The organism is Winogradskyella thalassocola (genome assembly GCF_900099995.1).
Classification (GTDB): domain Bacteria; phylum Bacteroidota; class Bacteroidia; order Flavobacteriales; family Flavobacteriaceae; genus Winogradskyella; species Winogradskyella thalassocola.
On record NZ_FNCZ01000003.1, the window covers coordinates 274,880 to 289,215 of the forward strand.

Below are 14,336 nucleotides of genomic sequence, written 5' to 3' on the forward strand. Positions count from 1 at the left end.
ATTAAGAGGTGAAATGAAATTATACAATAATCCAGATAAATCGAGTTGGTTAGAACTTTTACAACGACCAACAAAATCCGTGGAAGTGATTGAAGCTACTGTTGACGAGATATTCAAAGAGGTTAAAGAAGACGGTGATAAGGCTATTAAAAAATATACAATTAAGTTTGATGGTGTAGCGCTGGAAACGAATTTAGTTTCAAAAGCAGAGATAGAACAGGCTTCAAAACTTGTAAATGAAGATTTAAAAGAAGCTATTCAACTTGCAAAATCTAATATTGAAAAATTCCATAGCGCTCAAAAAACGGATAAAGTTTTTGTAGAAACCATGGCAGGAGTAGAGTGCTGGCAAGAAAAACGACCAATTCAAAAAGTTGGTTTATACATTCCTGGTGGAACAGCTCCATTATTTTCAACTGTTTTAATGCTCGTAGTTCCTGCGCAAATTGCAGGCTGTAAAGAGATCGTATTATGTTCACCACCTAATAAAGAAGGGAAAATAGCGAATGAGATTTTATACGCAGCAAATCTTTGTGGCGTTACTAAAATTATAAAAGTTGGTGGAATTCAGGCTATTGCAGGATTAACTTTCGGTACAGAAACCATTCCGCAAGTTTACAAGATTTTTGGTCCTGGTAACCAGTTTGTAACCGTAGCAAAACAATTAGCAACAAAGTATGGTGTTGCCATTGATATGCCAGCTGGCCCGAGTGAATTATTAGTCATGGCAGATGAATCGGCAAATGCAGCTTATGTGGCTTCAGATTTATTAAGTCAGGCGGAACACGGTAGTGATAGTCAAGTGATTTTGGTAACGACGTCTCAAGATTTTGCGGATAGTGTTTCATCGGAAGTTAAAAAGCAATTGGCTGTTTTACCAAGAGAAGCTATGGCAGAAAAAGCAATTGCAAATTCAAAATCTATCGTGGTGGATTCTAATGCAACAGCATTAGAACTTATTAATGCATACGGTCCAGAACATTTTATTGTGGCAACAACGGACAATGATTTCTTTGTAGATAAGATAAGTAATGCAGGTTCGGTTTTTATTGGGAATTACACACCAGAAAGTGCAGGTGATTATGCCTCTGGAACCAATCATACGTTACCAACTAACGGATTTTCAAAAGCCTATTCAGGAGTCAATTTAGATAGTTTTCAAAAGAGTATGACGTTTCAGAAACTATCAAAAGAAGGGATTCTTAATTTAGGAAACGCTATAGAGCTAATGGCTGAAGCAGAAGGGTTACAGGCGCATAAAAATGCAGTAACCTTAAGGCTTAGTGATTTAAAAAAGTAATTAAATGTAATTTCAAATGTCACACTGAGCGCAGTCGAAGTGTCTATAACATGATAAATTTCAACTTAAATAATCTCATAAGAGATAACATTAAAACCATCAGGCCGTATTCCTCAGCACGAGATGAATATAAGGACCTCACAGATGGCATGGTTTTTATCGATGCGAATGAAAATCCGTTCAATACCAATGTCAATCGGTATCCAGATCCTCAGCAAACAGAAATTAAAAAGCGTTTGTCTGAATTAAAAGGAATTCCGACTAACCAAATCCTTCTAGGTAATGGAAGCGACGAAGTACTAGATTTAATTTTTAGAGTCTTCTGTGAGCCGTATCGTGAGAATATCATCACATTACCACCAACTTATGGAATGTATGATGTGCTGGCAAATCTCAATGCTGTGGATAATATGGAAATTGAATTAGAACCGGACTTCCAACCGAATATTGAAGAAATCCTTGCAGCAGCACATACACATACCAAGCTCTTATTTTTATGTTCACCAAACAACCCAACAGCCAATAGTTTTAAAGCTAAAAGAATTGAGGAATTAATTAATGAATTTCAAGGTATTGTGGTGATTGATGAAGCTTATATTGATTTTTCAAAAAAAGAAAGTTGGTTAAGTCGCTTGGATGAATTTCCAAATTTAATAATCACGCAAACTTTATCAAAAGCCTATGGTTTAGCAGGAATTCGTTTAGGCGTCTGTTACGCGTCGCAAGAAATTATTTCAGTCTTAAATAAAATAAAACCACCGTATAATATTAATCAACTCTCTCAAGATAAAGCTTTAGAACGTTTAAACGCTATGGATGCTGTTGATCGTGAAGTAAAAACGATTATCACGGAAAGGAAAAAATTGAGAAAAGCATTAAAGTCTATTCGTTTTATAGAAAAAGTGTATCCTTCTGATGCCAATTTCATTCTAGCTAAAGTCGATGACGCTAATCAACGCTATCAGCAATTGGTGGAGCAGGGCATTGTGGTGAGAAATAGAACGAATCAGCCATTATGTGACAACTGCTTGCGATTTTCAGTAGGCACGGAAGCAGAGAATGAAAAATTAATTCAAACATTAACTAACCTGTAAGGTTTTTAAAACCTGACAGGTTTCAAAAGTAATTATGAAACGACCAGTATTATTCATAGATAGAGACGGAACTTTAATTAAAGAACCAGCAGACGAACAAATTGATTCATTTGAAAAATTAGAGTTCTATCCGAAAGTTTTTCAATATTTAAGCAAAATCGCTAAAGAATTGAATTTCGAAATTGTAATGATTACCAATCAAGATGGTTTAGGGACGGAAGTGTATCCTGAAGACACGTTTTGGCCTGTTCATAATTTCGTGATTAAGACGTTTGAAGCTGAAGGAGTGGTTTTTAAAGAGCAGTTTATCGATAGAACGTTTGCTAAAGATAATGCTCCAACACGTAAGCCAAATACAGGTTTGTTGACTAAGTATTTTTCGGAACCTTATGACTTAAAGAATTCATTTGTTATTGGTGACCGACTTACAGATGTCGAATTGGCTAAAAATTTAGGTGCAAAAGGCATTTTTATCAATGATAATACCAATTTAGGTACAGATGAAGTTACCGTGAATAACACGGAATTGGAAGCGCTTATTGCTTTAGAAACTAACGATTGGGAAGCGATTTATAAGTTTCTTAAAACCACAGAACGTGTTGGGAGCATTGAAAGAAACACCAATGAAACTAAAATTAAAATTGATATTAATTTAGATGGTACAGGAAAAAGCAACATCGCTACTGGAATTGCATTTTTTGATCATATGTTAGATCAAATTGCGCGTCATGGGCAACTCGATTTAAATATTAAGGTAGATGGTGATTTAGAAGTTGATGAACACCACACTATAGAAGATACAGCCATCGCTTTAGGTGAAGTATTTGCGACGACTTTAGGAAATAAATTAGGCATTGAGCGTTATGGATTTTCATTACCAATGGACGATTGTTTAGCACAAGTCGGTATTGATTTCGGAGGTAGAAATTGGCTTGTTTGGGAAGCCGAATTTAAACGTGAAATGATTGGAAAAATGCCAACCGAAATGTTTTATCACTTCTTTAAATCGTTTACAGACGGAGCAAAATGTAATCTGAATATTAAAGTAGAGGGCACCAACGAACATCATAAAATTGAAGCGATATTTAAAGCGTTTGCAAAAGCGATTAAAATGGCTGTAAAACAAGATGTTGAGAAAATGATTTTACCATCTACCAAAGGAATGCTGTAAAGCCTTTAGCTGTTAGCCATTTGCTAATAGCCAAAAGCCAAAAGCCAAAAGCAGAAAAATGAAACTATCTATATTAAATTACGGAGCCGGAAACATAAAAAGTATACAATTCGCATTTCAACGTTTAGGATACGATGCCATTTTAACGGATAATCCTGAAGAAATTAGAACATCCGATAAAGTGATTTTTCCAGGTGTTGGTGAAGCGAGTTCAGCCATGTTAAAATTAAAACAAAGTGGATTAGATCAATTAATTCCAACCTTAAAACAACCTGTTTTAGGTATTTGTTTAGGCATGCAATTAATGTGTAGTCATAGTGAGGAAGGTGATACCACCGGACTTGGTATTTTTGATGTGAATGTGAAACGATTTTCAAATAACGTTAAAGTCCCGCAAATGGGATGGAACACGATTTCTAATCTAAAATCCGATTTGTTTAAAAGGATAAAAGAAAAAGAATACATGTACCTTGTGCATAGTTATTACGCGGAACAATGCGAAGCATCTATTGCCACGTCTGATTACGAATTAGAATATGCCTCGGCATTAGAAAACGATAATTTCTTTGGAGTACAGTTTCACCCAGAGAAGAGTAGCAAAGCAGGAGAACAATTACTAAAGAATTTTTTAAAATTATAAGGTTTTAAAACAATAACAAATGTCACCTTGAGCGCAGTCGAAAGGTCTCGATAGAAATAGAGTATTAATTAAAAAAGAGATTCCCACTTTCGTGGGAAGTAAGCATGAGAATTATACCAGCCATAGATATTATAGAAGGAAAATGTGTGCGTTTAACCAAAGGCGATTACGACACAAAAAAAATATATAACGAAAACCCATTAGAAGTCGCCAAAGCTTTTGAGGATTCCGGTATTGAATACTTGCATTTAGTTGATTTAGATGGCGCGAAGGCAAAGCACATTGTTAACTATAAAGTTTTAGAGTTAATTGCTTCAAAAACCAATTTGAAAATTGATTTCGGTGGTGGATTAAAATCTAATGAAGATTTAAATGTGGCTTTTAATTGTGGTGCAAGACAAATTACAGGAGGAAGTATTGCTGTTAGTGATAGAGATACCTATGAAGGTTGGTTGGCTAAATACGGACCACAGAAAATTATTTTAGGTGCTGATAGTAATGATGGAAAAATTGCAATTAACGGTTGGCAAGATAATAGTAAAGAGGAAGTCATTTCTTTTATTAAGGATTACCAGAGAAAGCGAATTAAATACGTGATTTGTACAGATATTTCAAAAGATGGGATGCTTGAAGGACCGTCAATTGAACTCTATAAAAACATTATTGAATCTTGCAGTAACAATAGTGGTGCTCAATCTATAAGTCTTATAGCATCTGGAGGAGTCTCTGGTGTTAATGATTTAGAATTGTTAAAAGAGATAGGGTGCGAAGGGGTCATAATTGGTAAAGCCATTTACGAGAACAGAATAAGTTTAAAAGAATTAGAACGATATACCTAAAGTTAGATATGAAAAGTTAAATATTAAAAGTATGAAGAACGAATTACTATTACGAACTAAACGATTTGCTTTAGATTGTTGGCACTTCTGCTTTAAAGTTCCAAAATCTAGAGAGTATAACGCCGTTGTTAATCAGTTAATTCGGAGTAGTAGTTCAGTGGGGGCTAATTATAGAGCCTCACAGCGCGCAAAGTCAACAGCAGATTTTATCAATAAATTAAAAATTGTTGAAGAAGAGGTTGATGAAAGTGTGTATTGGTTAGAAATTTTTGAAGAAATATTACCAGAGCAATCCATTGAAATTGAGATACTAAAAAAAGAAGGAAAAGAGCTTCTTGCGATAACTGTAGCCTCAATTAATACTGCAAAGCGAAATCGTAAATAACTTTTAACCTTTTATATTTAACTTTTAATATTAAATTATGTTAACAAAACGAATAGTCCCTTGTTTGGACATTAAAAACGGAAGAACCGTAAAAGGTGTCAACTTTGTAGACTTAAGAGACGCTGGCGATCCTGTGGTATTAGCGAAGCGATATGCTGATTTAGGTGCTGATGAGTTGGTGTTCTTAGATATTGCAGCCACGTTAGAAAACCGTAAAACTATGCACGATATGGTTTTAAAAGTAGCAGAACAAGTTAATATACCATTTACAGTAGGTGGAGGAATTTCATCTGTGGAAGATGTGGATGATTTGTTGCATTGTGGTGCTGATAAAGTGTCTATTAACTCATCAGCGGTAAAACGACCAGAATTAATCAACGAGCTTTCAGATAAATTTGGAAGTCAATGTGTAGTGGTTGCTATTGATGCTAAAGAAGTTGATGGAGAATGGTTAGTCCATTTAGCAGGAGGTACTATTCCAACAACATTAAATTTATTCGATTGGGCACAAGAAGTCGAGCAACGTGGTGCAGGTGAAATATTATTTACATCGATGAACCATGATGGAACCAAGGCTGGATTCGCAAACAAAGCATTAGCAAAACTTTCGGATTTAGTGAATATTCCAATAATAGCTTCTGGTGGAGCAGGAACGATTCAGCACTTCGTCGATACTTTTAAAGATGGGAAAGCAGATGCGGCATTAGCGGCAAGTGTATTTCATTTTGGTGAAATCCCCATTTTAGATTTAAAAGAAGCATTACATAATAAAGGTATACCAGTAAGATTATAATTAATAACGTCTGTTCGAGTGAATTCAAGTATGAAACACTCAGGTGGATGACATAACAACAACTATGAACGTAGATTTTAATAAAAACCCAGATGGACTTGTGCCAGCAATAATTCAAGATAATACAACTAATAAAGTATTGATGTTAGGCTACATGAATACCGAAGCACTTAAAAAAACCATTGACTCTAAATTGGTTACTTTTTTCAGTAGAACCAAACAACGTCTTTGGACTAAAGGTGAAGAAAGTGGGAATGTTTTAAATTTAGTAGATATAAAATTAGATTGCGATAGTGATTCCTTATTAATAAAAGTAGACCCTAAGGGTCCAACATGTCATAAAGGAACAGATACCTGTTGGAATGAAAACAATACATCATCTTATGGTTTTATTTCTACATTAGAAGACACAATTGAATCACGTATAAAAGAAGCCGATTCAGAAAAATCTTATGTCGCTTCATTATTTACAAAAGGCATTAATAAGATCGCGCAAAAAGTTGGAGAAGAAGCTATTGAAGTTGTTATTGAAGCAAAAGATGACAACGATAAGTTGTTTTTAGATGAAAGTGCCGATTTATTATTCCATTATTTGATGCTTTTACAAGCAAAAGGCTTCAAAATGAACGATGTAGTCAAAGTGCTCAATAGACGAAGTAATTGATAAATTCGGCGAAAAGTTTTGAAAAGTAGGGCAAATATGACATAAGTGGTATTTCAACGAAAATATCGTTATTTCAACGTCTTTTTTTTTTGAGAAAACGTAATTTTGGATCATCATTAACATAAACTATAACCCCAATCTTATGAAAAAAACTAAACCTACTTTAGCTTTTCTATCAGTTTTATGCTTTTTTAACTTATCTAAAGCACAGCAATTTGAATCTGGATACGATATCCAAAACCAATTACAAGGTCAATACGTTCTGGATGACCAAAATTTATTTAACTCAACCGCTTCTGAATTAGAATTAAATCTAGAAGAAGAAAACTTTACCTTAAATGAATCTACAGAAGTTTATGAAACTACTCTAGAGGTTAATTTTGAAAGAAGTACTTTTGATGATGCCGTAACACATATCTATAATGATGGTTGGGTTGTAGACAACCCATTAGCAGATGGTATAGATGCAACTGATTTCATTATCGTTCAATCTGGTAATGTAGAGATTACATCAGATATTACATTAAGTCTAATTACAGTAGAGGCTGGTGCTTCTATTACTATTGGCTCTGGTGCTACAGTAACAAGTAATATTATTTTGAATTCTGCACCTGGTGAGTTTTCAAGTTTAATTTCGGATGGAACTATTGTTGGCACTGTAACCTATAACCGATCTACTGCTATAATGATGATTAATGAATTAGTTTCGGCACCACTCTCAGGACAACAATTTTCTGCTTTTGCGGGAGCGAATTTAAATTTAGCAGCTTCTTCTGATTTAAGAGCGTACGCACCATTTATTACATCAACAGACGCTTATGATAATCTTGATATAGTTGGAGATGGTTCACATATTCTTGCCGCAGGAAATGGTTATAGAGCAGCAACTACAGATGGAGGAAATTTAATTTATATAGGGGATGTTGAAACATCTGATATTTTAGATATTGCAATTAGCGCCTCTGGTGATGCTTGGAATTTAATTGGAAATCCATATCCATCATATTTAGATTTTGAGAGCTTTCTTAATGCTAATTCAACTCAATTAGAAGCAGGTAGTACAGCTATTTATAGATACACAGGAAATAGCACTGATCCATGGGATATTTGGAATCAAGCTACGGCAGATAATGAAGATGTAATTGAATTAGTTGCTCCAGGGCAAGCATTTTTTGTAAAAGCAAAATCAGGTGGTGGATTGATTGATTTTCTAACATCAATGCGTTCTGATGGAACTCCAAGCGGTGATGATTCTAGAGATGCTACACCGTCACATTACGGACATTTAAAATTAAAATTAAGTTCAACGAGTTCTAATTATGCTACAGATTTTTACTTTAACAGTAACGCTTCAGCAGGATTAGACCCTGGATACGATGCTACTATTTTTGGAACCAGTGCTCCTGCATTTTCAATCTATTCTAGTTTAATTGAAGGAGATGAAAATATAGCATTAGCCATTCAGGCTTTGAATAATATGTCTATGGATAATGTTGTTGTTCCTTTAGGCGTTAACGCTAGTCTAGGACAAGAATTAATATTTAGTATTGTGGAAAGCGATATGTCAGATTCTACAAATATGTATTTAGAAGATATTGTTAATAATACGGTGACATTACTGAATACAACAGATTATATTTTAACTCCTTCTACCGATTTAAGCGGAACAGGACGATTTTATCTTAGATTTGAAAACACGACTCTTAGTACAATTAATGTAGACGCTGAGTCTGTAAAAATTTATGTTGATAACACAGCGAAGACAATTAATATTAATGGTCAATTACAGAGTAATACTACAGCAAAATTATTTGATGTTAATGGTCGTCTTGTTTTAACCAATGTTTTAAATACGAATAACACGAATCAATCAATTAATGTTAGTCAATTAAGTTCTGGTGTATATATTGTAGAGTTAGACAATAATACAAACGAAAGACGTATTGAAAAATTAATTATTAGATAATAGTGGTATCTGGAAAAACAATACTTTAATTAGAAACAGCCATAGTCGTAAGATTATGGCTGTTTTGTTTTTGCGGTAATTTTTAAGAAAGTTTATTCACCAGCAAGCACAATTTTTAAATCCGGATAATTAGTCTGTAACTCTTTTTCTAAGTCAATGACATGAGACGCACCAACAATAACAATATTGCGTTCAGAATCTGAATCCATAACTTGTTCACCAATATTTCTTGCCATTCTCATATTGCGTTCATTCCAATAACGTTCTCCTTCTGTACAGCCTTCAGTTTTAACAGTAACATATGTAAATGAACTTGACATATGTAATTGCTCTAATGATTTTCTCTTATTAGTATGTTTGCCTAATCCTCTAAAAATAGCGGGTACAATAGCTGTTCTTTTTATTGGAAGACATAATAGAATCTCGGATAAAAGAAGGTGGCACATAAAAATCGTATGTAGCTTCATTATTTGTTAAAGGCATAAATAAGATAACGCAGAAAGCTGGATAAGAATCCGTTGAGGTTGTTATTGAGGCAAAAGATGACAACGATAAGCTGTTTTTAGATGAAAGTACGGATTTATTATTCCATTATTTGATGCTTTTGAAGGCAAAAGACTTGAAAATGAATGATGTAGTCTAACTACTTGATAGATGAAGTAGTTGAAATATTCGGCGAAAAGTTTACATAAGTAGGATAAAGAAGACGTAAGTGGTATTTCAACGAAAATATCGTTATTACGACGTTTTTTTTTTCGATTAAAATGTAATTTTGATGTATCACTAACAAAAACTATAAACCCAATCTTATGAAAAACTTTAAACCTACTTTAATTTTTTTATCTGCTATCTGCTTTTATAATTTATCAGAAGCTCAGCAATTTGAAACTGGAATTGATGACCAAAATCAATTGCAAGATGATTATATAGCAGATGACCAAAATTATTTAAATGGAATACCAAACGAAACAGAATTTGATTATAATATAGAACCTTCAATGTCGAGTGAAAGTGTTTTAGACCACAAATTAGAAGATGAACACCTAGAGAGAAGTACTTTTGATGACAGTGTAACGTACGTTTATGATGATGGTTGGGTTTCTACTGATCCAGTATTGAATGGCTTGGACGCAAGTGATTTAATTGTTGTTCAGTCTGGTGAACTTACCTTTTCAAGTAGTATTACGTTAAGTCTTATAACAGTGGAAGGCGCTGCTTCTATTATCATTGAATCAGGGGTAGTAGTTACAGCTAATATAATATTGAACTCTGTTGCAGGTGGGTATTCTAGTTTAATATCTGATGGGACTATAACAGGTGTTGTAACGTATAACCGTAACACTTCAATGTTAGGAGAGAATGAATTGGTTTCTCCACCACTTACAGGACAACTTTATTCAGTATTTTCTAGTGCTAATTTAAATTTAGGTACGCATCCTTCAATTCCTACAATAAAAGCATACGCACCATTTGTTACCGCAACATCACTTTATAATAATTTAGACACTCAAGGTGACGGTAGCCATGTTCTTGCTGCAGGAAATGGCTATAGAGCCGCTACCACAGATGGTGGCGACTTAACTTATGTTGGTACTGTTGAGACATCTGATATCGATGACTTGGTAATTACTGACGCAGGTGATGGGAATACGTGGAATTTAATAGGAAACCCTTACCCATCATACCTTGACTTAAATACTTTTTACGCTGCTAATATTGATGAATTAAATCCTGAAAGCAAAGGTCTTTACTGTTATACCGGAGATTTTTTTAATCCATGGGAAATTCTGAACCAAGCAACGTTAGAACTTTCAGCAAATACAGTGTTATTAGCTCCAGGGCAAGGATTTTTTGTAAAAGCGAAAACAGGAGGTGGATTAATTGATTTTACTACAGAAATGCGTGCTGTAATTATACCAGTTGGAGAGTATTCTAGAGGTACTTCGGATGCCGTTTCTGCACATCATGGATATATTAAATTAAAATTAAGCTCAGCTAGCTCAAATTATTATACAGATTTCTTTTTTAATAGTAATGCTTCAGAAGGATTAGATCCAGGTTATGATGCTAGTATATTTGAATCAGTACCACCTGCATTTTCAATTTATTCTAGTTTAATTGAAGGAAATGAAGATTTAGTATTAGCAATTCAAGCTTTGAACAATGTATCTATGGATGATGCAATTATTTCATTGGGAGTAAATGCTAATCAAGGACAAGAATTAACATTTAGTATTGCGGAAAGTGATATGTCAGATTTGACAAATATTTATTTAGAAGATATTGTTAATAATACTGTAACATTACTGAATACAACAGATTATATTTTTACTCCTTCTACCGATTTAAGCGGAACAGGACGATTTTATCTTAGATTTGAAAACACGACTCTTAGTACAATTAATGTAGAAGCTGAGTCTGTAAAAATTTATGTTGATAACACAGCGAAGACAATTAATATTAATGGTCAATTACAAAGTAATACTACAGCAAAATTATTTGATGTTAATGGTCGTCTTGTTTTAACCAATGTTTTAAATACGAATAACACGAATCAATCAATTAATGTTAGTCAATTAAGTTCTGGTGTATATATTGTAGAGTTAGACAATAATACAAACGAAAGACGTATTGAAAAATTAATTATTAGATAATAGTGGTATCTGGAAAAACAATACTTTAATTAGAAACAGCCATAGTCGTAAGATTATGGCTGTTTTGTTTTTGCTGTAATTTTTAAGAAAGTTTATTCACCAGCAAGCACAATTTTTAAATCCGGATAATTAGTCTGTAACTCTTTTTCTAAGCCAATGACATGAGACGCACCAACAATAGCAATATTTCGTTCAGAATCTGAATCCATAACTTGTTCACCAATATTTCTTGCCATTCTCATATTGCGTTCATTCCAATAACGTTCTCCTTCTGTACAGCCTTCAGTTTTAACAGTAACATATGTAAATGAACTTGACATATGTAATTGTTCTAATGATTTTCGTTTATTGGCGTGTTTCCCTAAACCTCTAAAAATAGCGGGCACAATAGCTGCGTTATAGGCTTTTTTATTCATTTTAATATTAATGGCATTATTCCCGTTAGACTGACCTTCTTTGCTACATTTAGTCCAAGCGTCATGATATTCGCTATTCGTTTGTTGATCGTCCATAGAGGTTAATAGTTTTATTTCTTGATGTAATGCAAGTTTAAACGTTAGGTCACCATCTTCATATCGGGTCGGTTTTTTAGAACCTTCTATACCATGTTTTTTTATGTAAGTGTAAAATTCATGATTGGCATTATCTCTATTGTAAGCAAAAGAAGTGATCATAAAATCTAAGTCTTCAGAAGTCATGTTTGAAAATGATTTTCCAAGAATAGTATTGTATTTTTCTAGATTTGGTGTAAAAACCGTTTGAATAGAATCTGATAAATAATAAAAAGCTTTATAACTTTCAGACCAACCATCTTTTAAATATTCCCAACTTAATGTGTCATTACCTCGTGGGCTTTCAACATAGATTGCCGTAGGATTGTATTTTTTAGCACGTCTTAACATGGGTTTGTAACTGTTTTTTACAATATTCGGGACTGTATGCATGGTTCCTACAATTAAAACTTCTTTTGGAGTTTCTTGTGCAATTATATTTAAGATTGAAATACATAATGCAATAATAAAAGTGAATAGCATTCTCATAATTAATGTGTTTTTGGTGTTAAACTTTCTTGAAGCAAACTTACATCTGAAAATGCTAATAATACAGTAATAATAGGTGTTTGGGGTGAAATAACCCTAGTTTGTGGTGGAATTAATCGTCGCTTTTATATCGTTTTGATAGGTTTTAGAAATGGGCACTTCTATTTGGTAATTAAGTATTACTGAGAGCTTTCCATTTTCCGTTTTCCATTGTTGAAAATGAAACGGATTAATAAGATAAGAACGATGTGCACGACGCAATTCTGGAAATTCATCAGCAATGACAGAAAGTTTATTTCGGATTAATGTTTTCTTTAAATCATTTCCCGAGAGATAAAACACTTCAACATAATTATCTGATGATTGAATGCTAATAACTTCATTTAGCTGTAATCGTAAACCTTCATAATTACCTTCCCCTTTAATTTCTATCTTTTGATCTTCCAATCGTTTTTCATAATACTTTCCGAAGCCATAACGACCAATTAATATAATTGGCAAAATTGTAGCTATCGCAGGAAGAAATATAGCAGTAAGCATATAGCCCAATGTGTAAGGATTTGGTTCGTTTGCTACAACAACAAACAAATAATAACAGCGTGCAATTATGATCGTTACCACAGAAAACGTTAATATAAAGGCTAGTTCGCTTAAGATCAACCATTGCTTTTCAAACCTTTGATATAAATAGGTTTGAAATGGTAAGAATAACAGATAACAAAAACCAGCAACTAAACCATACCCTGGTAAGTACATTAGTTTTTCATTATTAGGTAATTGGTTAACGTCTAATGGTTCTGTGAAGTACAAAAAAACGAATACCCAAATTGCCAACAACAAACTAATTATAATGTGGTGTTTTGTTAAAGGATCAAAAGGGTAAAGTCTTTTCAAATTTAGATTTTAGAACCATAAAAGTAAGCATTGCTTTTGGAATCTTCAAGAAATTAGCGTTCTTGCTACTATGTTTGATAAACGTTACTATTACCTCATTAAAATTCAATATTTAGGCTATCGTTTTCATGGTTGGCAAAAACAGCCCGATGTTAAAACGGTGCATCTAATGATAGATCGTACATTAAAATTCATTTTTCAAGATACGCGGTTTAAAACTTTAGGTGCAGGACGAACAGATGCCATGGTGTCTGCTAATGAAGCTGCTTTAGAGTTATTTATATATAATGAACCACTTCAAGATTTTGATGCGTTTTTAGATGTATTCAACCTTAATTTACCTCAAGACATAAGAGCTTTATCCATTGAAGAAGTGGATAAGGAATTTAATATTATTCAAGATTCTAAATTAAAGGAATATCATTATGTGTTTTCTGAGGGGCAAAAAAATCATCCGTTTTGTGCACCGATTCTAACCACAATTCTCGAACCACTAAATGTGGATTTGATGAAACAAGGCGCTAAGTTATTTGAAGGTCATCATAATTTTAAAACTTACTGCTATCGCGCTACAGATAAAGGGCAGTATATAAGGACAATTGAATCTTCAGAAATTGTCGACAACGATATTTATACAGCCAATTTTTTTCCTGAGAAATCTTATGTTTTTAAGGTCGTGGGTAAAGGGTTTATGCGAAATCAAATCAGGCTAATGGTTGGCTGCTTAATAAAATTGGGTAGAGGAGAAGTGACTTTAGATTATATAGAAGATACCTTGAAAAGAGAAAGCACAGAAGTAATGGATTACATTGCTCCTGCTTCGGGCTTAATACTACATTCGGTAAATTTCGATTAAAAAAAAGCACAAGTTAGATTCTAACTTGTGCTTTTTATAG

14 protein-coding genes and 1 pseudogene are annotated in these 14,336 nt (G+C 33.6%); 12 read left to right on the forward strand and 3 right to left on the reverse strand.

All coding sequences use genetic code 11. The annotated features are described in order from the left end of the window. Positions 1 to 13: 13 nt before the first annotated feature. From hisD to BLT80_RS10440, 9 genes are all read left to right on the forward strand, one after another. Entirely contained in the window at positions 14 to 1,300 is a 1,287-nt protein-coding gene (gene hisD / locus BLT80_RS10400) for a histidinol dehydrogenase (RefSeq protein ID WP_092467652.1), read from the forward strand. A gap of 50 nt (positions 1,301 to 1,350) precedes the next feature. Further along, positions 1,351 to 2,394 carry a histidinol-phosphate transaminase gene (gene hisC, locus BLT80_RS10405; RefSeq protein ID WP_092467654.1) on the forward strand — a complete coding sequence of 348 codons (1,044 nt, stop codon included), beginning with the start codon at positions 1,351 to 1,353 and terminating at the stop codon, positions 2,392 to 2,394. A 34-nt stretch (positions 2,395 to 2,428) separates the two neighbouring features. Further along, positions 2,429 to 3,565 carry a bifunctional histidinol-phosphatase/imidazoleglycerol-phosphate dehydratase HisB gene (gene hisB, locus BLT80_RS10410; protein ID WP_092467656.1) on the forward strand — a complete coding sequence of 379 codons (1,137 nt, stop codon included), beginning with the start codon at positions 2,429 to 2,431 and terminating at the stop codon, positions 3,563 to 3,565. A 58-nt stretch (positions 3,566 to 3,623) separates the two neighbouring features. Further along, positions 3,624 to 4,205, forward strand: a complete 582-nt coding sequence (hisH, locus tag BLT80_RS10415; protein WP_092467658.1) for an imidazole glycerol phosphate synthase subunit HisH — start codon at positions 3,624 to 3,626, stop codon at positions 4,203 to 4,205. A gap of 104 nt (positions 4,206 to 4,309) precedes the next feature. Continuing rightward, positions 4,310 to 5,044, forward strand: a complete 735-nt coding sequence (gene hisA, locus BLT80_RS10420; RefSeq protein ID WP_092467660.1) for a 1-(5-phosphoribosyl)-5-[(5-phosphoribosylamino)methylideneamino]imidazole-4-carboxamide isomerase — start codon at positions 4,310 to 4,312, stop codon at positions 5,042 to 5,044. Positions 5,045 to 5,075: 31 nt separating this feature from the next. Then, positions 5,076 to 5,429, forward strand: coding sequence for a four helix bundle protein (locus BLT80_RS10425; protein ID WP_092467661.1), 354 nt, complete (start codon positions 5,076 to 5,078; stop codon positions 5,427 to 5,429). Between the two features lie 37 nt (positions 5,430 to 5,466). Then, the gene (gene hisF, locus BLT80_RS10430; protein ID WP_092467663.1) at positions 5,467 to 6,222 is read left to right on the forward strand and encodes an imidazole glycerol phosphate synthase subunit HisF; all 756 of its coding nucleotides are present in this window, start codon (positions 5,467 to 5,469) and stop codon (positions 6,220 to 6,222) included. A 64-nt stretch (positions 6,223 to 6,286) separates the two neighbouring features. Then, positions 6,287 to 6,886 (forward strand): bifunctional phosphoribosyl-AMP cyclohydrolase/phosphoribosyl-ATP diphosphatase HisIE, encoded by a 600-nt coding sequence (gene hisIE, locus BLT80_RS10435; RefSeq protein ID WP_092467985.1) that lies wholly within the window; start codon positions 6,287 to 6,289, stop codon positions 6,884 to 6,886. Between the two features lie 142 nt (positions 6,887 to 7,028). Further along, positions 7,029 to 8,852 carry a T9SS type A sorting domain-containing protein gene (locus tag BLT80_RS10440; protein WP_092467665.1) on the forward strand — a complete coding sequence of 608 codons (1,824 nt, stop codon included), beginning with the start codon at positions 7,029 to 7,031 and terminating at the stop codon, positions 8,850 to 8,852. 92 nt (positions 8,853 to 8,944) lie between these two features. Here the strand turns inward: BLT80_RS10440 and BLT80_RS20285 are convergent, their stop codons facing one another. Further along, a complete protein-coding gene (locus BLT80_RS20285; protein WP_245710217.1) occupies positions 8,945 to 9,298 on the reverse strand; it encodes a DUF5694 domain-containing protein in 354 nt (117 codons plus the stop codon). A gap of 2 nt (positions 9,299 to 9,300) precedes the next feature. Here BLT80_RS20285 and hisE point away from each other — a divergent pair. Then, positions 9,301 to 9,495 (forward strand): annotated as a pseudogene (gene hisE / locus BLT80_RS20475) (phosphoribosyl-ATP diphosphatase); the annotation flags it as partial. Positions 9,496 to 9,661: 166 nt separating this feature from the next. After that, positions 9,662 to 11,506, forward strand: a complete 1,845-nt coding sequence (locus BLT80_RS10450) for a T9SS type A sorting domain-containing protein (protein ID WP_092467669.1) — start codon at positions 9,662 to 9,664, stop codon at positions 11,504 to 11,506. A gap of 92 nt (positions 11,507 to 11,598) precedes the next feature. Here BLT80_RS10450 and BLT80_RS10455 read toward each other — a convergent pair whose 3' ends face one another. Both BLT80_RS10455 and BLT80_RS10460 read right to left on the reverse strand, forming a co-directional pair. Continuing rightward, entirely contained in the window at positions 11,599 to 12,546 is a 948-nt protein-coding gene (locus tag BLT80_RS10455) for a DUF5694 domain-containing protein (RefSeq protein ID WP_092467671.1), read from the reverse strand. Between the two features lie 96 nt (positions 12,547 to 12,642). Next, a complete protein-coding gene (locus BLT80_RS10460) occupies positions 12,643 to 13,440 on the reverse strand; it encodes a LytTR family DNA-binding domain-containing protein (RefSeq protein ID WP_092467673.1) in 798 nt (265 codons plus the stop codon). A 70-nt stretch (positions 13,441 to 13,510) separates the two neighbouring features. Between BLT80_RS10460 and truA the strand changes: the two genes are divergently transcribed. Further along, positions 13,511 to 14,296, forward strand: coding sequence for a tRNA pseudouridine(38-40) synthase TruA (truA, locus tag BLT80_RS10465; RefSeq protein ID WP_092467676.1), 786 nt, complete (start codon positions 13,511 to 13,513; stop codon positions 14,294 to 14,296). Positions 14,297 to 14,336 lie beyond the last annotated feature (40 nt).